The organism is Acetobacter sp. DsW_063 (assembly GCF_002153745.1).
Classification (GTDB): Bacteria; Pseudomonadota; Alphaproteobacteria; order Acetobacterales; family Acetobacteraceae; genus Acetobacter.
In genome coordinates this window covers 221,470-241,953 of the sequence record NZ_JOPL01000005.1, presented here as the reverse complement: position 1 = coordinate 241,953, position 20,484 = coordinate 221,470, and the positions used below count along the sequence as shown (strand labels likewise).

At 60.6% G+C, this 20,484-nt stretch carries 16 protein-coding genes; 9 read left to right on the top strand and 7 right to left on the bottom strand.

Annotated features, from left to right (window positions below; translation table 11 throughout):
* From HK28_RS01195 to HK28_RS01180, 4 genes are all read right to left on the bottom strand, one after another.
* A complete protein-coding gene (locus HK28_RS01195; protein WP_086642770.1) occupies positions 1-1,347 on the bottom strand; it encodes an NAD(P)-dependent oxidoreductase in 1,347 nt (448 codons plus the stop codon).
* A 105-nt stretch (positions 1,348-1,452) separates the two neighbouring features.
* The gene (locus HK28_RS01190; protein WP_086642769.1) at positions 1,453-2,946 is read right to left on the bottom strand and encodes a CoA-acylating methylmalonate-semialdehyde dehydrogenase; all 1,494 of its coding nucleotides are present in this window, start codon (positions 2,944-2,946) and stop codon (positions 1,453-1,455) included.
* Between the two features lie 202 nt (positions 2,947-3,148).
* On the bottom strand, positions 3,149-4,525 hold the full coding sequence (locus HK28_RS01185; protein WP_086642768.1) for an MFS transporter: 1,377 nt from the start codon (positions 4,523-4,525) through the stop codon (positions 3,149-3,151).
* A 24-nt stretch (positions 4,526-4,549) separates the two neighbouring features.
* Positions 4,550-5,707, bottom strand: a complete 1,158-nt coding sequence (locus HK28_RS01180) for an iron-containing alcohol dehydrogenase (RefSeq protein ID WP_086642767.1) — start codon at positions 5,705-5,707, stop codon at positions 4,550-4,552.
* Positions 5,708-5,990: 283 nt separating this feature from the next.
* On the opposite strand from HK28_RS01180, the gene HK28_RS01175 reads away from it, so the two are divergent.
* Complete coding sequence (locus HK28_RS01175; protein WP_086642766.1) at positions 5,991-6,896, top strand: LysR family transcriptional regulator; 906 nt, start codon at positions 5,991-5,993, stop codon at positions 6,894-6,896.
* Between the two features lie 247 nt (positions 6,897-7,143).
* On the opposite strand, the gene HK28_RS01170 is transcribed toward HK28_RS01175, so the two are convergent.
* Genes HK28_RS01170 through HK28_RS01160 form a run of 3 tightly spaced genes read right to left on the bottom strand, consistent with a single transcriptional unit; the run spans position 7,144 to position 9,734 of the window.
* A complete protein-coding gene (locus HK28_RS01170; protein ID WP_084440458.1) occupies positions 7,144-7,290 on the bottom strand; it encodes a DUF2474 family protein in 147 nt (48 codons plus the stop codon).
* Positions 7,277-8,296, bottom strand: a complete 1,020-nt coding sequence (cydB, locus tag HK28_RS01165) for a cytochrome d ubiquinol oxidase subunit II (protein WP_086642765.1) — start codon at positions 8,294-8,296, stop codon at positions 7,277-7,279. The genes HK28_RS01170 and cydB overlap by 14 nt, the downstream gene beginning before the upstream one ends.
* 4 nt (positions 8,297-8,300) lie before the next feature.
* A complete protein-coding gene (locus HK28_RS01160; RefSeq protein WP_086642820.1) occupies positions 8,301-9,734 on the bottom strand; it encodes a cytochrome ubiquinol oxidase subunit I in 1,434 nt (477 codons plus the stop codon).
* A gap of 464 nt (positions 9,735-10,198) precedes the next feature.
* Here HK28_RS01160 and HK28_RS01155 point away from each other — a divergent pair, with 464 nt between their 5' ends.
* The 8 genes from HK28_RS01155 (at position 10,199) to HK28_RS01120 (ending at position 20,483) form a co-directional block, all read left to right on the top strand.
* A complete protein-coding gene (locus tag HK28_RS01155; protein ID WP_158093347.1) occupies positions 10,199-10,942 on the top strand; it encodes a Rieske 2Fe-2S domain-containing protein in 744 nt (247 codons plus the stop codon).
* A complete protein-coding gene (locus HK28_RS01150; RefSeq protein ID WP_086642763.1) occupies positions 10,935-11,588 on the top strand; it encodes a glutathione S-transferase family protein in 654 nt (217 codons plus the stop codon). Before HK28_RS01155 ends, HK28_RS01150 begins: the two co-directional genes overlap by 8 nt.
* Positions 11,589-11,619: 31 nt before the next feature.
* The gene (locus tag HK28_RS01145) at positions 11,620-12,432 is read left to right on the top strand and encodes a YdcF family protein (RefSeq protein WP_086642762.1); all 813 of its coding nucleotides are present in this window, start codon (positions 11,620-11,622) and stop codon (positions 12,430-12,432) included.
* 200 nt (positions 12,433-12,632) lie between these two features.
* On the top strand, positions 12,633-13,190 hold the full coding sequence (locus HK28_RS01140) for an HdeD family acid-resistance protein (protein ID WP_086642761.1): 558 nt from the start codon (positions 12,633-12,635) through the stop codon (positions 13,188-13,190).
* Between the two features lie 196 nt (positions 13,191-13,386).
* Positions 13,387-14,832, top strand: coding sequence for a class II fumarate hydratase (gene fumC / locus HK28_RS01135; RefSeq protein ID WP_086642760.1), 1,446 nt, complete (start codon positions 13,387-13,389; stop codon positions 14,830-14,832).
* Positions 14,833-15,524: 692 nt separating this feature from the next.
* A complete protein-coding gene (locus tag HK28_RS01130; protein ID WP_086642759.1) occupies positions 15,525-16,775 on the top strand; it encodes a LysR family transcriptional regulator in 1,251 nt (416 codons plus the stop codon).
* Positions 16,772-18,073, top strand: coding sequence for an MFS transporter (locus HK28_RS01125; protein ID WP_158093346.1), 1,302 nt, complete (start codon positions 16,772-16,774; stop codon positions 18,071-18,073). The genes HK28_RS01130 and HK28_RS01125 overlap by 4 nt, the downstream gene beginning before the upstream one ends.
* A 31-nt stretch (positions 18,074-18,104) precedes the next feature.
* The gene (locus HK28_RS01120; RefSeq protein WP_086642757.1) at positions 18,105-20,483 is read left to right on the top strand and encodes a TonB-dependent receptor; all 2,379 of its coding nucleotides are present in this window, start codon (positions 18,105-18,107) and stop codon (positions 20,481-20,483) included.
* Position 20,484 lies beyond the last annotated feature (1 nt).

Genomic DNA, 20,484 nt, shown 5'->3' with positions numbered 1-20,484 from the left:
TCAGACCTCCTTCTTCTGCGTAAGGTCCGCATGAATGGCTTCCGCCGCGTCCCGCCCGTCCCTGACCGCCGCAACGGTCAGATCTTCGCCTGCCGTGCAATCGCCGCCAGCGTAGACCCCGGGGCGAGAGGTCCGGCCTGATCCATCCACACGTATCCGCCCGCCCTCCGTTTCGACGCCGCTGCCCTCAAGTGGATCGAACACCACGTGCTGACCGACTGCTTTCAAAATCATGTCGGCCTCCAGAACGAACTCCTCTCCATCATGAACAGCGCGCCCGTCCAGAACACGGCCCCGTGTGAACGCAATTGCGCTCGCTGCCCCGTCCACTCCTTCTATCCGCGCTGGAGCCGCCCAGTGGCGGATCGTCACCCCATTGGTCTGCGCCCACGCCTGCTCGACCTCTGTCGCCGACATGGTCTCCCGTCCGCGGCGATAAACCAGCGTCACCTCTTCCGCTCCAAGGCGTTTCGCCTGCACCGCCGCGTCGATTGCAGTGTTGCCGCCACCGATAACGACGACACGACGGCCGACGGCTACATCCTCCTTTGTCCCGGATGTACGAATGGACTCGATGAAGTCGACGGCGTTCATAACTCCGGACAAATCCTCGCCTGTCAGGCCCGCCTTGCGAGCCCCGGCCTGTCCGAGGCTGAGAAAGACCGCATCATGGTCGTTCAGCAATGTGTCGATAGAGAAGTCGCGCCCGAGCGCCCGATCCGGCGCCAGCGTCACGCCGCCTATGGACAGGACAAAATTCACCTCGTCCTGCGCGAAATCGTCCGGCGTTTTGTAAGCCGCGACACCATATTCGTTCAGTCCGCCCAGCTTCGGCTTCGCATCGAAGAGCGTCACCTCATGCCCGTGCACCGCAAGGCGATGCGCGCAGGCGAGCCCCGCAGGACCTGCTCCAACAATCGCGACACGACGCCCCGTCGCGGCCGCGCGCGTGAACGGCTGCACGCCCTTCGCCATTTGCCAGTCGGTCGCGCGGCGTTGCAGGGCGCCGATCTGCACCGGTTTTTCTTCCTGTGCGTTACGCACGCATTTTTGTTCACAGAGAATTTCGGTGGGGCAAACCCTGGCGCAGGAACCGCCGAGAATATTGGATTCCAGAATTGTGCGCGCTGCGCCAGCAAGGTTTCCGGTCGCGATGCCTTTGATGAAAGTTGGCACGTCGATGCCGGTCGGACACGCTTCTATGCAGGGCGCATCGTAACAGAAGTAACAGCGGTCAGCCTCTATAACCGCCTGAGCGTCGGTCAGCGGCGGATGTGCATCCGCGAAATTTAGCGCCAGTATTTCCCGCGACACGCGCCCTGCCGCAATATCCGGCCATCGATCCATGCGCTCTCCGTTTCATCCGTAAAACGACAGCATGGAGGAATTCGACACGCACGCGCAAGGAAAGAAACGCCCGACGGGAGTAACCGCCGAGCGCTTTCATAGAAGTCAGCCGTGAGTGGGCATGACGAACTCGGCGCCCGCACGCACTCCATCCGGCCAGCGTGTCGTAACCGCCTTCATGCGCGTGAAAAAGCGCACGCCCTCCGGCCCGTGCATGTGATGATCTCCAAACAGGGAGTCCTTCCACCCGCCGAAGGAATGGAACGCCATTGGCACGGGGATAGGCACATTGACGCCGACCATTCCGGCCCTGACCCGATGGGTGAAGGCGCGGGCCGTGTCGCCGTCCCGCGTGAAGATGGCGGCGCCGTTGCCGAACGGGCTGTCATTCACCAGACGCAACGCCGTCTCAAAATCGGGCGCGCGCATAACGCAGAGAACCGGGCCGAAGATTTCCTCCTGGTAGATCGTCATATCGGCTGTCACGTTGTCGAAGAGAGTGCCTCCAATGAAAAAGCCCTTTTCGTGGCCATGCACGGCATGGTCCCGCCCATCGACGACGACGGCCGCCCCCTGCTCCGCCCCACTGGCGACCAGACCGTTCACGCGCGCCAGATGTTGGGCTGTGACCAGCGGCCCCATTTCGTTGTCGTTATTCGTCCCTTCGCCAATCCGAAGCGCCCGCACCTTGTCCGCGAGCCCCGCGACCAGGCTGTCTGCGACCGGTCCGACCGCCACCGCGACGGAAATCGCCATGCAACGTTCGCCCGCAGACCCGTATGCCGCGCCGATCAGCGCATCGACCGTCCTGTCGAGATCGCAATCGGGCATGACGATCGCGTGGTTTTTCGCGCCGCCCAACGCCTGCACCCGCTTGCCGTGCGTCGTTCCGGTCGCATAGACGTGCTTCGCGATCGGCGTCGATCCTACAAAGCTGACGGCCTGAATATCGGGGTGAACGAGGATGGCGTTAACCATATCCTTGTCGCCCTGCACCACCTGAAACACGCCGTCAGGAAGACCGGCTTCCTTGAAAACGTCGGCGAGGAGAACCGCCGCAGACGGATCGCGCTCGGATGGTTTCAGAATGAAGCAGTTGCCTGTGGCGATAGCCATCGGCGCCATCCACAACGGCACCATCACCGGAAAATTGAACGGCGTGATTCCCGCGACGACGCCCAAGGGCTGGCGCATGGTATGTGCGTCTATGCCGCGTCCGACCTGCTCAGTGAACTCGCCTTTCAGCAGCTCCGGAGCGCCGGTGGCAAACTCCACGACCTCGAGGCCGCGCGTGATCTCTCCCTTGGCGTCGGACAGAATCTTCCCATGCTCGGCGGTGATGATCGCCGCAAATTCGTCCGCACGAGCTTCCAGCATGTCCCGGACGCGAAAAAGGATGCGAGCGCGCGTAAGCGGCGGCGTCTCAGCCCATTTCGGGAAGGCGGCCTTCGCCGCCGTCACCGCCGCCTCCAGATCCTCCTGCGCGCCAAGAACGACATGCCGCGCGACGACGCCCGTCGCCGGATTGAAAACGTCGGCCCGCCGCGAGCCAACTCCTTCGGTCTTCCGACCTGCGATCACATGGGGAATTATGCTCATAGGGCCTCTCCTGTGTTTGCATCGACACCCGAACGCCGTAGCAGCAGACGACGTTCGGCGTTTTCGAGATCAGTAATTTTCGCGCGTATCAAAACATTATCGTGGCGCAGGACGAAATTTCATCTACGTCCGCCATATCGTTCCGCCTGTTTAGCGTCAGGCTCGATACAGGGGCCTCCCATTGAAGCCATCATGCGGGCGTTCAAAAAGACGCTTCGGGCCGGACGGAGGCGGCTGCATCTGATATGGGCGCCGCCACCCTGCGCGCGCCTGCCCCGCGCGGCAAGGTCTCCGGCACGAACAGAAGCGTCACGACAAAGCCTATGGCGCACACCGCCATCGGATAGAGCAGTCCGGCATAAAGATTTCCTGTTCGACTCATGAGACTCAGCGATATCAACGGAAGAAATCCGCCAAATACGCCATTGCCGATATGGTACGGAATCGAAATAGAGGTATAGCGCACGTTGGCGGGGAAGCATTCGACAATGAACGCTCCGTATGGCCCGTAGATCAACGCCGCAATCACGACGAGCACGAAAACACATGCCGCAGCAGGCACGAAAGCGACGCCGTCGGAAAGGACAGACGACCGCAAACCAGCGAACAGCGGAATGTACAGCACAACTGCCGCAGCCATACCTGCAAGCGAGAGTTTCTTTCGCCCTACCCGATCGGACAGACGACCGAAAATTACGAAGAACGGCAATCCGAGCAATGAACCAGCAGCAATAGCCAGCGTCGCCGGAAGAAAAGCCACGTGCAATGCGCTCTGGAGAAAATACAGGGCGTAAAACTGCGCCGTATAGAAAGTCACCGCCTGCGCGCAGGCCACTCCGAAAAGAAAGAAAACGATCCGTCTGGCGTTTCCGGGAATGGTGAATGCGTCCTTGACCGGAGATTTCGACAACTTGTGCGTTTTTTGCATCTCCACAAATACCGGAGATTCCGACAGACGCAGACGTATGCGGACGGAAACCGCCACCAGAACGATCGAAAGGAGAAAGGGAACCCGCCATCCCCAGGCGCCAAAGGCGGCCTCACCCAGACCGATCCGTAACGCCAGCACCATGCCCAGAGACAGGATGAATCCACCGGACGCCATAGCCTGAATATAGCTCGCCCATTTTCCGCGCTCTTCGGGCGGCGCGTGTTCCGCGACATATGTCGCGGCGCCGCCGTATTCGCCGCCAAGCGCCAGCCCCTGAATGATCCGCAGCAGGATCAGCAAAACAGGCGCCAGATACCCGGCGACTGCGTACGTAGGGAGAAACCCTATCGCTGCAGTCGAACAGCCCATAATCAACAGCGTGGTGAGGAACGTGGCTTTTCGCCCGAGCCGATCACCCATATGTCCAAAGACCAGACTGCCGAGCGGTCGGACCGCAAACCCCGTAGCGAAGGTCGCGACGCTGATCAGCGTCGCTGCGACGCCCTCTCCCGGCGGGTAGAACAGTTTTGCGAAAAATATCGCCAGACTGCCGTAAAGAAAGAAATCATACCATTCGATGACCGTGCCGACGCTCGACGCCAGAACAAGTCCGGCCATACTGCGCGACGATTGATCTGCATTCTGCATGACGGCCTCCGTCGCCGATCCGTTTCAACCCCAGACGACGCGATAGAGATCGACGATCTCTTTCGCAGTCGGGACGCGCGGATTATTGGCGGGAGAGCCCGAAGCGAGCGCCTGCTCGGCCATCAGCGGCAGCAGGTTGTCCCAACGGGCGGCGTCCAGACCGAACGTTTTCGGGCTGGGCACGCCTATTTCCTCGTTTCGCGCACGCAACGCCGCGACAAGAGCTTCGCCCGCCGCGACATCCGGCGCACGCGCCGACGCCACGCCCAAGAGTCGTGCGCAGGCCGCGTAACGCGCCGGAGCTCCCGGCAGAGACCACGCCGTGATCTCCGGCAGCAACATCGCGTTGGAGAGTCCGTGTGCAACGTGAAAATGCGCCCCGATCGGGCGACTCATTCCGTGGACGAGCGCCACCGATGCGTTGGAGAACGCCATCCCGGCCTCGAAGGCGCCCTGCATCACCGCGGCGCGCGCTTCCCTGTTCGCAGGCTCCCGGCAGGCGGTGGGAAGATGCTCCCATATGCGCGTCATGGCGGTCAGCGCCAGAGCGTCCGTGAAGGGGTTCGCCCTGCGCGAGACGTAAGCCTCCAGAGCGTGCGTGAAGGCGTCAGTACCCGTGTCGGCGGTCAGGCGCAGCGGCATGGACAGCGTCAGCTCATAATCGACGATAGCGATGCGGGGCTGATACGCAGCCCCCATGCAGAGCATCTTCTCATCGGTCGTCTCGTCAGTGATAACGGTGACGCGCGTGGCCTCGGAGCCTGTTCCTGCGGTGGTCGGAATCGCGATAATGGGAAGACCCGGCTCGTCCTGGACGTATGGAGCCTTCAGGGCCGCAGGCGTCGTGTCGTGAACAGCGAGAACCGCCACCATTTTCGCCGTATCTATCGGGCTGCCCCCGCCCAGGCCGATAACACAGTCGTGACGCCCCTCTCGCAGGGCCGCCAACGCAGCGTTGACCGACACGACCGTGGGGTCCGGCACGGCGTCAGCAAAGGCTCGTGCGTCGAAGCCAGCTTTTAGAAGCAGGTCTTTGACTCGCTCAAGCAAACCCGAAGACGCCATGAAGCGGTCGGTGACGATAAATGGCGCTTTCAAGCCGGCCAGAGCCAGCGCGGCGGGAAGTTCGTCCAGCGCTCCGCCGCCGAGGCGTGTGAAAGAGGGAAGGTATAACGCCGTCATCGGGCATTCCCTTTCAGGAAAGGGGGCGGGAGAAACCCGCCCCTTTCTTCTCGTTATTGTTGCGTCCCGCTTACCGTCGCCGCGCTCTCGGTAAAATTAGGCGATTTCGCCCACAGGCCGTGCAAATCTGCACAGGTCGCCCCCAAGGTCGTGGGAGCGATGTGGCTTTGTCTGCCGAAAACCGGCGTTACCAGCCGGAAAACCCGCCCCTGATCTTTTCGCGGAACGCCGGTTTGCGTCGTCGCGGGGAGAAGCATGCTACCGGGGCGCTCGCGGAGCGTTGATGACGATGAAGCGCGGTCTGGACTGGCGAGACCTTCAGTATTTCCATGCGGTCGCCCGTGCGGGTTCGCTTTCTGTCGCGGGCAGAACCCTCGGCGTCGACCACGCTACGGTTGGAAGACACATTCAGTCTCTTGAACAGGCCATGGGCGTCAGCCTGTTCGAGCGCCATCTACGCGGCTACGCGCTGACGCGCCATGGCGAGCGTCTTCTGGCTTCGGTCGAAGCGATGAACCGTGAAGCCGGGCGGCTGGCTGAAAACGCTCCGGCTGGCGGATTGTCCGGAACAGTCAGGATCAGCGCGCTAGAGGGGATAGGCAATTTCTTTCTCGCGTCCAGAATCGGCACGCTTATCGAAAGCAATCCCAATCTGACCGTTGAAATGGTGACGATCCAGCAGATCGTCACCCTGTCACGACATCAGGCCGACATTCTCATCACCCTGCATGTGCCGCCGGGCGAACGTTTCTCTGCGACGCCGCTCACGGATTACCGGCTCTTTGTTTACGGCTCTCCCGAGTACCTCGCGCGCAACCCGCCGATCCGCACGACGACGGACCTCGCACAGCACGTGTTCGCCGGGTATGTCGACGAACTGCTGTTCACGCGCGGGCTGGACTACCTTGAGGAACTCGGCGTGCCGCTCAAATCGGTGCGTATCCAGAATTCCAGCCTTCATGCACAGATGGAGGCCGCATGTTCAGGGATATGCTTGGCCGTCCTGCCCGCTTTCATAGCGGCGGAACGCCCAGCACTGGTCAGAATTTTGCCGGATGAGGCCGCGCTGACCCGAACCTACTGGCTGATTACTCGCTCAGGCGAGCAGGAGGCTCCCCGCATCCGCCGTATTTGCGAGCTCCTGCGCGCGGAAGTCGAAGCAGCACGCGCAGTGTTTCTCGGTGAGTAGCCCATGTGGTTACTCTGAATGCGTTCAGCGAAGCGGCCCTGCCCGTGGGTTGTCTCGTTCCAACAGCTATGCCCGACCAAACTATGCGCCGGTGCATCGACGTCGAACAATGGCAGCGACACCGTGCAGTATCCCGCCGCAACGCCGCTTGCCTCTCCCAAAGCAAATCCCGTTCAGACGAATTCGTTTGAACGGGTGAAGATGCTCGATAAAATAATAACTTAGAGCATTCCCCCTGACCCGAAGTTCAGTGGGGCACCAGCAAGCGCAGCAGCGTCGCAAGACTTATGAACGCAACCGTGCTCGCAGCCCAGATCGCTACGAACCAGCCGAAGCGGCGAATGAAGCCGCGCGGCGCGGCTCCATCCCTGTAATGCAAGTCAGTGATGGACATCTGCTTCCGTCACCTTTCCACGGAACACATGATAGGAATAAACCGAATAGATCAGAATAATCGGCAGAAGCACAGCCGTTCCAACAAGCTGGAACAATTGACTGGACGGTGGGGAAGACACGCTCCACAGCGTCAGCGTCGGCGGCACGGCGTAGGGCCACACGGTAATAGCGAGGCCGGAAAGGCAGAGAAAAAACCAGCCGAGCACGCACAGAAACGGCGTGCGAGAATGCGCGCGGCGCAGACCCAGAAGAAACAGCGCCCCCAGGGCCACGACAAGAACCGGAACAGGCGCGACGTAAAGAACATTCGGCCAAGCCGTCCACCGTGTGAGGTATGGCGCGTGCAGCATAGGCGTCCAGAAGCTGACCGCCACGATAGCGACGAACAGACTGGCCGCAAGCGCCGGAGCCAGTTTCCGGACGGAGACTTCAAGGTCCCCCGAGGTGCGCCAGATCAGCCAAGTTGCGCCGAGCAGGGTATAGCCGCACACGACGGACAGGCCGCACAGCACGCTGAACGGCGTCAGCCAATCCAGCGGACCGCCTGCAAACGCACCATCCGAAACCGTGACGCCCTGTATGACGCCCGCGAGTATGCAGCCCTGGCAAAAAGCGGCGACGCCGGATCCGGCCATGAAGCCGATGTCCCACAGCGCAGCGCGTCCCCCGTCCCGCGTCAAAATACGAAACTCGAAGGAAACGCCTCGAAAAATTAACGCCAGAAGCATCAGGACGATCGGCAGGTAAAGCGCAGGCAACAACGTTGCATATGCGCCCGGAAAGACGCCGTAAAGCACAGCGCCGCCCAGCACCATCCACGTCTCGTTGCCATCCCATACAGGGGCGATGGTCTGCACCATCACGTCGCGTCGCAGCCTGTCGCGCTCTACGGCAAAAAGAATGCCGATCCCTAGATCGAAGCCATCGAGGATCACGTAGATCATGATGGCGGAACCAAGAATGCAGGCCCAGACAACGGGGAGCCAGTATGCGAGTCCTGTCATGACCTTACACTCCGTCGTCGGTAACGGCGCGGACAGCCGCCGATTGTGCCCGTCCACCCAGAATTTCGCCAGCCGACGTCTCGTTGACGTCATGCTCTCCCGTTTCCGGGGCCCTACCGAGTATTCGCATCAGAATTCCAAGGCCTGAGCCAAAAACCAGAACATAAACGATCACGAAAGCGGCCAGAGACAGTTCGATGTTGGACAGGACTATGGGAGACACGCTGTCCGTGGTCCGCAGCAAGCCATAGATCGTCCAGGGTTGGCGACCAACCTCCGTCGTCACCCAGCCGCAAAGCAGCGCGATGAATCCTGCCGGGGCCATCGCGACCGCTGCGCGATGGAGCGCGGCGCTCTCATACAGACGCTTGCGCCAACGCATAAACAGCGACCAGAATCCCAGCCCAGCCATCAGCACCGCCAGCGCGATCATGATGCGAAACGAGAAGAAAACGACAGGAGACGGCGGACGCTGGTCCCGCGGAAAATCCTTCATGCCTGGCACCTTGCCGTCGATGCTGTGGGTGAGGATCAGCGAACCGACCAGAGGAATCCCCACCGCATAATCGGTGTGCTCCGTCTTCATGTTGGGGATGCCGAACAGCAACTCTGGCGCCCGGCCTTCAGAAACCCAGTCGCCCTCCATAGCTGCGATCTTCACAGGCTGATATTTCAGTGTGTTCAGTCCATGCGCATCGCCGACCAGCATCTGCACCGGCGCGACGATGGCGGCCATCCACATGGCCATGGAGAACATGACTTTCACCGGCTCTGCGACAGGCTCTCCCTGCCGGCGAGCGCGCAGCATGTGCCAGGCGCCCGTCGCACCGACGACGAAGGCGACTGACAGAAATGCGGCAAGACCCATATGCGCCAGCCGAAACGGGAATGACGGATTGAAAATGATCGCCAGCCAGTCAGCAGGCATGAAGCTTCCGGTCGTCGGGTCGATTGCATATCCTTGCGGCGTCTGCATCCAGGAGTTCGACGCCAGAATCCAGGTCATGGAAATCAAGGTGCCAACGGAGACCAGACACGTCGCGGCAAAATGCAATCCCCGCCCGACCTTGTTCATGCCGAACAGCATGACGCCAAGGAACCCGGCCTCCAGGAAGAACGCCGTCATCACTTCGTAAGACAGAAGAACGCCGGTGATAGGACCGGCCTTGCGGGAGAATGGCGCCCAGTTGGTTCCGAATTCGTACGCCATGACGAGCCCCGACACGACGCCCATGGCGAAAACGACGGAAAACGCCTTTACCCAATAGCGATAAAGATCAAGATAAACCGAACGTCCGGTTCGCAGCCATAGTCCCTCAAGGACCGCGAGATAAGCCGCCAGTCCGATCGAAAACGCGGGAAAGACGATATGCACGCCGACGGTGAAGGCGAATTGAAATCGAGCCAGCAATAGCGCCAGATCGTGCGAGCTTTGCAACATGACTTACTCTCCGCGTCCCAAAGGCGCATACCGTGGGATAGCTGTCTGCGCGTTCAACGCACAGACAGCCGCTTACGTTTCACTGCTCGGAAGACCGCTGCTATCGGCAGTCCTGTCGGCGCTGAAACTCTCCCAACTCCTAACGAACAAAAGAAAACCTGAGTGAAATCGCCAGAAACGCGTTTCTGGCGATTCTCAGCGCGTGTCACGCATCTTGCCGACCACGACGCACTATCCTGCCGCCGCACCTGAAACAGCGAACCAGACTTGACCCGACGAAGCCAACCCTTACCTGACCAATCACCACTGCTTCGAAAAAACTGTAACTATTAACTAGGTATGTTCTAACAAAAAGACGTCACACTCGCCAGTCAGTATTGAAGTCTTTTTTCTCCCTCCACGCACATGCGAAACGATGTCAGAATGATAACGGGAACAATTCGGCCGAGGAGTCGTCCGCCGTGACGGAGCAAGGACAAGATGCCCCTGAAGAGGTGGACGCACATGGTTGGCGTCCTGTGGCTTTGGGGCTCGATCTGCCGCCAGCTTCCGTCACTGGAGCACGGATCGGCGAGCAACGACTGGCGATCTGGCGGAATTCACATGGCGACGTGAGGGCCTCCGATGATCGGTGCCCGCATCGCGGCATGAGACTCAGCCTCGGCTTCGTGCGCGATGACATGCTGGCCTGCCTCTATCACGGCTGGTGCTTCGACGCCGAAGGTCGCTGCAGGACCATTCCTGCGCACCCCGGCCTCAAGCCTGCGGCGACAATCCGAACGACAACCTTCCCGACCATTGAAAGCGATGGACTGATCTGGTGCCGGGTCGACGGCGTGGAGCCGCCGGAATCACCACCCGCCCTGACGTCACCCGCACACCGGACAACGCCCGTCCGCACAATCCGCGTCGACGCACCGACGCGCAGCGTCGCACTTACGCTCGGCATAGGCCCAGACGATCGGACCGCTTGGGTGAAACTGCCTGTCCACGATATCGCCGAAACGCCGGACGACGACGCGACGGGCGCCGCGACCATGGTGGTCGTGCTGCACGCTATCGGACGAGAAGAAACCCGCCTCTATGTCCTGATAGAAGGAGACGCGCCAACGACGACGATTCAACGCGCATCTCGCTGGGCAAGCACACTACGCGACAACGTGGAACGGGAACATAAAGACGCCATCGTGATCGAACATGTCTGATCTTGTCCTGTACGACGACGAACTGGACGAGGATTGCTACCGCGCCCGCCTTGCGCTGGCATTGTGCGGCCTTACCGCGCGGCTTCACGCCATCGACGTGACGATGGCGCGGGAGCAGGACGCTCCCTCCTTTCGGGCGCTGAGTCCCGCCGGGCGCTTGCCTGCACTTCAGGGAGTGACCGGAACGGACGACCTTCCCACCATATGCGGCGCTATGGCGGTGCTGCGAGCCGTGGCGGTCCTCGCGGGACCCGCTTCCGGATGGGCTCCGGTCGATACGGGCGAGGCTGCATCCGTCGCCCACTGGCTGAGCTTCGCCGAATACGAATTGACCGAGGCGCGCCGTTTGCGCAGGTTGGCGCTGTTCGGCCCGTCTTCGGATGACTGCGAAACGCAGACGTCAACCACGGCGCGCGACGCGCTGCGCATCATGGAAGACCATATGACGTTGCGCAGAATTTCGGGCGGAAGCTGGTTTGTGGGAGACAGGCCGACCATCGCCGATATCGCGCTGTTTCCGTCCTTCGCCCTGTGCCGCGACTACGGGCTCTCCCATGACGATTATCCAGCCCTGCGCCGCTGGCAAACTTGCGTGAAGGGGCTTCCCGGGTTCATCGCAATGCCAGGCGTGCCGGAATACGGTTGACGAGGCACTTTCATCAGGAGGACCCCGCACCGTGTTCACCATCGGCAAAATCCTGACGATCGCCCTCTCCCCAACCGCCCTGCTGGTCGAGGCGTTGCTACTCGGGCTGCTGTTTCGCGCGACGCGCGCCGGGCGCGCTCTGGTGTGGGCCGCCGCCATCGGTTTCGGGGCGTGCCTCTTATTTCCCGTCGAACAATGGGCGGTCAGGCCGCTCGACGACCGCTTTCCGCAAATCGTTGACCCGCCTGCCCACGTGAACGGGGTCATCGTCCTTGGCGGATCGATCGACGACGTGCTCAGTCAGGACCGAGGGACGCCGATCATCGCCAACGCCGCCAACCGTCTGACCGCTTTCGTGGCCTTGAGCCGCCGGTATCCGGATGCGAAACTGATCTTCACCGGGGGGTCTGGCGACATCAAGCAGGGCGTGTCGAACGAGGCCAAATGGGCGCGGATGGCTCTCAACGAGCTTGGACTGCCTCCAGACCGCGTGATCTACGAAGATCGTTCGCGCACGACGCGCGAAAACGCCACTGACAGCTACGCCCTTGTTCATCCGAAACCTGACGAGGTCTGGGTGTTGATTACCTCCGCCAGCCATATGCCGCGCTCTGTAGGGGTGTTCCGCAAGATCGGGTGGAACGTGCTGCCCTGGCCTGTGGGATATGTGTCGCGCGAACGATTAAGCGCATGGCCTCTGTCTCTCGGCGGCCGTCTGGCGACGCTGGACTGGGCCGCACACGAGTGGATCGGGCTGACCGACTATCGGCTCAGAGGCTGGACCGACGCATGGTTTCCCGGTCCGAAAAGCGCTGTCCTCTCCGCTTCGACCAGCACAAAATAACGCGCAGGTTCGGGACTACTCCGGCGCCGTGACCGTCAGGCCGTCGGTCAACCACCCCCTTGTCCGCACATCCGCCATGCTCCGAACGAGCGTTTAATCCGCGCGCAGATTAGCTCTCGTTCATCACCGACCGCGACACGGGCGCCAGGAAGGGCGTAGGATCGTTCGGCAAGAAAACGAAAGACAAAGGATCGGGATCCGTGACCGCAACTCTCGGCAAAAAACATTGGTTCCTGTTCGTCGCCCTTGGCGTCGTCAGCATCGTTCTCGGCGCAATCGCATGGGTTGACGCAATTTCCGTCACGCTCGCCAGCACAATCGTGCTGGGGGCCCTCCTGATCGCCGCTGGCGTAGCGCAGGTCATCCACGCTTTCGCAGTGAAAGACTGGGGAGGTTTTCTGTTCTCCATTCTCGGAGGCGCGCTGTATGTTGTGGGTGGCGGCCTGCTGATAGAGGAACCGGTCGCAGGCTCGGTCGTCATCACGATCTTCGTGGCTGTCAGTCTGGTCATCAGCGGCGTGACGCGTGCAGTGATCGCAGCACGCCATCGGGAACTGTCCGGCTGGTGGGTCGTCCTGCTTGGCGGGCTGTTCAGCTTTGTCGTTGGCATGACGTTATATGCTACTCTTCCGTGGTCCGGACTGTGGCTGATCGGCACTATTATCGCTGCGGAGTTGATCTTCGTCGGCGTCGGCTGGATTCAGCTCGGACTGGCGCTGCGGCGCGGCGCAATTGCGACGTTGGGCACAGGCTTCTGATGGGGAGCCTCGCCGCAGCAGCAGATCGTGATTAGGTCAAAGCGCCTGACTCCATGAGGATACTTTAGGCGCGATCACGATGCGCTAGTGACCGGGAAGGCGCCTGAGCCGCGGCGCATTTCAGGCGCCACACCTCGCCGGGCGCGCCCGGGGCCCCACCGGCTGAAGCTGAAATTTCAAAAGTCAGGAGCATGCGATGAGCGACAATCACGAGATACGCGATCTTCCCATCGGGATCGATGCAAGCGGCGTGCGCGTCGAGACGGACTCCATGGGCTCCATCGAAGTGCCCGCCGACCATTACTGGGGCGCGCAGACGCAACGCAGTCTGGTGCATTTCTCGATCGGCCGCGACGTAATGCCGATCGAGCTGTGCCGGGCCTATGGCGTGGTAAAAAAAGCCGCCGCCTTGGTGAACGCGGCCGACGGGCGGCTCCCGCAATGGAAGGCGGACGCGATCATTCGCGCGGCGGACGAAGTGACTGCGGGCAAACTGGACCACGAGTTCCCGCTGTTCGTGTGGCAAACCGGCTCCGGCACCCAGACCAATATGAACGCCAACGAAGTGATCTCAAATCGCGCAATCCAGCTTCTGGGCGGAGAGATCGGTTCGAAGAAACCCGTTCATCCCAATGACGACGTCAATATGGGGCAATCGAGCAATGACTCGTTTCCCACCACGATGCACGTCGTCACGCTCCTGCAGATCGACGACGCGCTCATCCCGCAGGTGGAAGCTCTGGTCGCCGCGATCTCCAGCAAAGCGGAACTGTGGGCGAAAGTCGTGAAGATCGGCCGTACGCACCTGCAGGACGCCGTGCCTTTGACTGTCGGGCAGGAATGGTCCGGCTGGGCGCAGCAGCTCGAAGACGCTCTGGATGCGTTGAGAGCCGCCCGGGGCGGCCTGTTGCAGCTTGCCGCCGGAGGGACCGCCGTGGGCACCGGCCTCAACGCGCCTCCTGGTTTCAGCCGAGCCATCGCTGAGCAGATCGCAAGCCTCACCGGACGCGCTTTTGTCACCGCGCCGAACAAATTTGCGGCTCTTGGCGGTCTTGACGCCATGGTGCGCGCGTCGGCAGGCCTGCGCGGCGTCGCCGTCGCACTGATGAAGATAGCAAACGACATGCGCTGGCTTGGCTCCGGTCCTCGTTGCGGGCTGGGAGAACTGCGCCTGCCGGAAAACGAACCCGGTTCGTCGATCATGCCGGGCAAGGTGAACCCGACGCAGTGCGAGGCGCTGGTCATGATCGCCACACAGGTGCTGGGCAACGACGCAGCCGTCGCGTTCGCCGGAGCGCAAGGCAATCTGGAACTGAACGTCATGCGCCCGGTCATCGTGGCGAATGTCCTGCACGCAATCCGCATTCTGGCCGACGGCTGTCACAATTTCCGCATTTTCTCGGTCGAGGGCACAACGCTCAACGAAGAACGCATCCGCCGCTACGTCGAAGGTTCGGTCATGCTGGTCACCGCCCTGAGTCCAGTGGTCGGATACGACAAGGCCTCGGCCGTCGCTCATCACGCAATCGAACACGACGAAACGCTCCGCGAGGCGGCGCTGGCGCTCGGCGTCGACGCGGAGACGTTCGACCGGCATGTAAAGCCGCTCGACATGGTAGGCGACGGCTACGCTGGCGCGTGAGCCGGCCGTTCAGGTAGCGCCGCTTTCGGTCATTTTGCCGAAGTAGATGACGACAGGGCTCGGGTCCGTTTTAGAGCGAACTGGAAGCCATCTTCCGGCCGACGAGTTTTCTGGACGATTCAGATCGGGGAGCGCGTCGGCCCGGAGCGTTCTCCCTTCACTGAGTTTGCCGGACTAAGAGCGTCTGTCGGAACTATCTCTCGTTTTCACCTTGATGGCCTGCCCTACTGCCCGCCTGAAGACGCTCGCACGTGGCTTTCAAGAACATTACAGGCTTTGGTTTTTCGTTCTGATGCGTCTTTATCAAATCGTCCGGTTCGTTACGGCCTGACACGCCCCAACCCGCGGCGCTCCGTTCAGACCGCAAAGCGTGCACTTCGCCGGAACAGTTTCGCACATCCGGCGCATCCGACGATGCGCTGGCCCAGGCTTTTCCCCCGGATTTCTCCCGCCTCCGCGCGACTCATTTCAAAAAATCAATGATCACTCGATCGTTTCAACATATATGCTTTTTTGTGCACGCCCCATGCCTCTTGCACGATTGCAATTGCGAGATCGTTACAGAAGTGCTGCGATACGATTGCGGGGCGGGGTTTTTATAAATAACAAAAATAATTAGTTATTTATTTCTCACTCCCGCAAACGTTCACGACAAGACTCTCGTCATCACAGTCTCCGGGGCGCACGCAGGAATGGAACTTCCGGCACTGATCTACTTTACGAGCCTTATAGACGAAGGCTCCGCCGCGCGCGCCGCCCTCGCTCTGGGCGTCAGCGCGTCCGCGATCACTCACAGCGTGTCTGCGCTTGAACAGGCGATGGCGGCGCACCTCTTGTCCCGCACGTCGCTCCGCAAGGGAGGCCGGGCGCTGACAACCGCGTATGGCGAAAGCCTGTATAACTCCGCCCGTCAATTACTGGGCTGGTGCGGATCCCTGATCTCCAACAACCAGATCATCGGGCAGCCCGAAGAGAACGCACCCGCCCCTTTGTCGACCCACGACATGCGCGCCCTGCTTCAGTCAGGCCTGACTTTGCGCATGATCGGTTACTTCCTCACCGTCTACGAAACGGGGCGTATCGCTGCGGCGGCGCAACGGCTGTCGCTTACGCAACCGACGCTTTCGCGGCAGATCCGCAGGCTTGAGGACATTCTCGGTCGCACGCTCTTCGTGCGCAGTTCCAGTGGAGCCGAACCAACTGCCGCCGCCGAGCTGCTGCGGCAGGGGTGCCAGCTCGTAGACAACACATACCGGCAAATCACCCGAGACGAGAACTTCAGCTATTTCCGGGAATCAAGAACGCTGCGCCTTGCGTCCATGATGCCGACCAGTAGCGAAAGCTCGTTGACAGCAGTGCTGGCCAACCTCGTTCGTCTCTGGCGCCACCGCCGTTATCAACCCTCCCTCACAATTTCGACCATCGCCGCGCCGCAGATGGTGGAAGGACTTCTCGACGGCAGATTCGACGCCGGATTGACCGACCTGATCGATATTCCATCCAGTCTGGATCGCGAGGATCTCGAAAGATCGCCAATTTATCTGGTGTTCGACCGCTCGCATGGCCCCAGAAGCGGACAAACGCCACAAATGATCATCAGCACGCAACTTCTTGCCGTGCCCGCTCTGGGGACAGGCCTACGCCGCATCACGGATCGCTATCTCGATCAGGAAGGCGTAACGCCAACCGCAATTTTTGAAACGCAGTCGCTGTCGCTGATCCTCCGGCTCGTCGAAGACGGAACATGCTGCGCAATTCTGCCCGCCGGATCGTTTCAGTCTCAGGCTGTCCATGCCTGGCCTCTGCCGGATCGTTACCGCATGACGACGCGCCTGATATGGAGGAAGGATCATTCGAATCTCGCGATCATCGAGCGTCTGCGCGCATGTTTCGCCGAAATTCGTATGGAGGGAAACTCCGCGTCACGAAAGCCTGCGGCATGAGCGCGTCGCCTGCGTCTCTCTCCCCTGCCGTCGCGCGCCGCCGGACATGGACGGTCGCTTTTCTGATAGCCGCTGGCTGCATCAGCTACATCGACCGAGCAGCGCTGTCGGTCAGCAGCACCGCAGTTATGGCGGATATGCACATGTCCTACACTCGGATGGGCCTGCTGCTATCGGTCTTCGCCTGGGCGTATCTCGCCGGACAAATTCCGATGGGTCTGCTCGCGGATCGCGTCAACAGCCGAAGCCTTCTTGGCGCGGGGCTCGCTATCTGGTCCTGCGCCCAAATGGCGTTTGGGCTTGTGCATGGTTCTACGGGTCTGTTTCTTGCCCGCATCGGATTAGGACTAGGCGAGACGCCGCTTTTCCTTTCGGGCACGCGCGCGCTTGTCCTGTGGTTCAGCCCGGAAGAACGCGGACGGCCGATCGGGTTGTTCAACGGCTCGGCCGCTTTGGGGCCAGCCATCGCCCCGCCAGTTCTGCTTGCGATCATGGCGGTGTGGGGCTGGCGCGGCATGTCGGTGACCATCGGCGCCGTCAGCCTTCTTCTTGCACTGGCCTGGATTATTTTCTATCGCGAACCGCAGGAGTTGCCGCTCGCGCCAGATGATCGTCACGCTCTTCCTCCGCCTTCACCCACGGTTCATTCCGGAATTACCGGAATCCTCAAAGACGATCTAAGCTATCTGCTGCGTAGACGTTCGAGTTGGGTCATTACCGCCGGTTTCGCTGGCGTCATCTACGTGACATGGCTCTATGCGACGTGGATGCCTGCGTGGCTCGAAAAATCTCAGAAACTGACTGCCGATCAAGCCGGACTTTTATCGGCTGCGCCTCAATTCTGCGGTTTCGCCGGGAGCGTTCTGGGCGGATTCATCTCGGATCGGCTGGCCGCTCGTGGGATGGATCCACTCAACGCCAGCAGAACGCCACTTGTGTTGGCTATGCTGACCTCAGCCTGCGCCACCGCTTTGACGACGTTACACCTTGGTCTCCCTCTCATGGTCGCGTTTATGGCGCTCGCCCTGTTTGCGGGAGGGCTCGCCATGACGTGCGGGTGGACTCTCGGAACAGTTATCGCATCGGAAAATCGCGTCGCTACGCTCGAAGCCATCCAAAATACTGGAGGCTCTCTCGGGGGAGCCCTGGCGCCAGCGATCACCGGCGCGCTGGCCGATCATTTCTCCAGTTTTACGCCGTCGATGCTTGTCGCCAGCGCAATCGGCGTCGGATGCGCACTCATCTACCAATTCGGGCTGCGTCCGGGCGACGCCGCACATCGTCCAACGGCCCTCTGAAACCCACCTTACAAGCCAGGGAAATACCGCAATGACGTCTCGGCAACTCCTCACACTTTCCAGCATCATCAGCAGCCTTGCAATTATTTCCAGCGCCTACGCAGCCCCAACCTCCTCCAAACCGAAGACGTTGCGAAAGCCGCTGACGCACCCCGCGGCGGCAGGCTCTGCATCCTCACCCACCAGCCCACAATCCACGCCACGACACGCCAAGGCGATCGCGCAGGGCAACGAAGCCGTGACCGTCTTCGGGCGCGGCTCCACACGGCAAATGACCAGCGTCACTCACACGATGATGCAGCAAAGCGTGCCCGGCACGTCGCCCCTGAAGGTGCTGAGCCAATTGCCGGGCGTCGTCTATCAATCGGCGGATCCATTTGGCGCTTATGAGTATTCCAGCCAGATTTTCATGCGCGGGTTCAGCCAGTCTCAACTTGGATTCACGCTCGACGACATTCCGCTCGGCGATCAACAGTTTAACAACTACAATGGCCTCGCCGTGACGCGCGCCATCATTTCTGACAATGTCGGTGGCGTCGACGTATCGCAGGGAGCAGGCGCAATCGACGTCGCCTCCACCAGCAACCTGGGCGGAGCCATCGAGACGCACTCGCTTGATCCGTCGCACAAGCGGGGCGGCTCAATTGGCCAGACCTTCGGCAGCAATTCCACGATGCGGACGTTCGTGCGTCTGGAAAGCGGCGACCTGAACCCGACCGGAACGCGGTTTTACGTTTCTTACGCGCGCCTGAATGAAAATTTGTGGAAAGGTTCCGGTTACGATCATTCGGATCAGGTCAATGCGAAATTCGTACAACCGCTCGCGCGTGGCTCTTCCGTGAAAGTCTTCTTCGACTGGAGTTCGATCCAGCAGTTCGACTATCAGGACATGACGATGAACTGGCTGCATACGGTCGGCCCCAACCTCGCCAACTATTACCCCGATTACACTGCGGCCTATAACGCGGCCCTCGGCCACTATTCTTCGACCGTGCTCAAGACCAACGATCCTCTCGACGCCGCTTACTACGCGGGCACGGCCAATCGCGTCGACTATCTGGGCGGCGTTACGCTCGACGAAAATCTCACATCGTCGCTGAACTGGAAAACCACGTTGTACGCCCATGGCGATAGCGGATACAGCACCTGGACGACACCCTACATGCCTTCGCCTAACGGTGCGCCGATCTCGCAGCGCGTCCAGACTCCGGGCATCGCGCGAGGCGGTTTCGAAACGGCCCTGACATGGAAAATCGGGCGGCATAAACTGAATGCGGGCGTCTGGTATGAATACGGCAACTTCACCGAAAGCCGTTATTTCACCGAGGCGCCGCTGCTTGGGCAGGGCACGCTCGGCAACCCGACCACCGGCTTTCCGGGCAACAAAATTTTTGCGACCCCATGGCAGGAAGCGTTCTCCACGAACACATTCGTGTTCCACCTGCAGGACACCTACAAGATTACCGACACACTGACGGTGAACGCAGGCTTCAAGTCGATGATCGTCAATTCCGGCAACAGCGTGCTGACGCAGGACGCCGCCATCAACGGCACACAGGTCGCGCAGGGGCGTCTGGAGGCGTCAAACGCCTTCCTGCCTCAGGTTTCCGCGATATGGCGATTCCTGCCTCGTCACGAATTGTTCTTCGACGTATCGCATAACATGCGGTCCTTCCCTCTCGACGGCTACGGAACCAACGTGTCGGCGACGCCGTGGACCGCCTCGCAGGCCAGTTTTCAGGCGACGAAAAACACGCTGAAACCGGAAACGGACTGGGTATACGAAGGCGGCTACCGCTACACCTCCCCGATTGTCAGCGCTCTCGCCTCCCTCTATCGCATCAATTTTTCCAACCGGTTGCAGTTGATCACCAACAATTCGGGTATCAACCCGATCACCGCAGTGCAGAACGTCGGCGGCGTGACGACCAACGGCGCGGAAGCGAGCGTGACCGTTCGGCCTTTGGAAGGCCTTTCAATCTACAACTCCTTCTCCTACGCGCACTCGACGTATGACCAGAACGTCGCGACGTCCTCCGGCGTCGAGCCGACGCGCGGCAAACTGGTCCCGAACTATCCGCAGTTCATGTATAAAGCGAACATCACCTACCGCATCGGCGGTTTCGATACGCATGTCGACGGAATCTACATGTCGCATCGGCAGTTGACCTATACCAACGACCTGCATGCGCCGGGATATTTCCTGATGAATTTCGGAGCGCGATACAATTTTGGAAATGCAGGGCCTCTGAAGGGCATTACTGCGGCATTCAATATCTACAACCTGACGAACAAAACCTACATCGCGACGACGAACGAACTGGGAAACAACTTCACGAATACCGGCTACAATTATTTCCTGATGGGCGCGCCACGGCAGTTCTTCGGCACGATCAGCGCAAGTTTCTGAG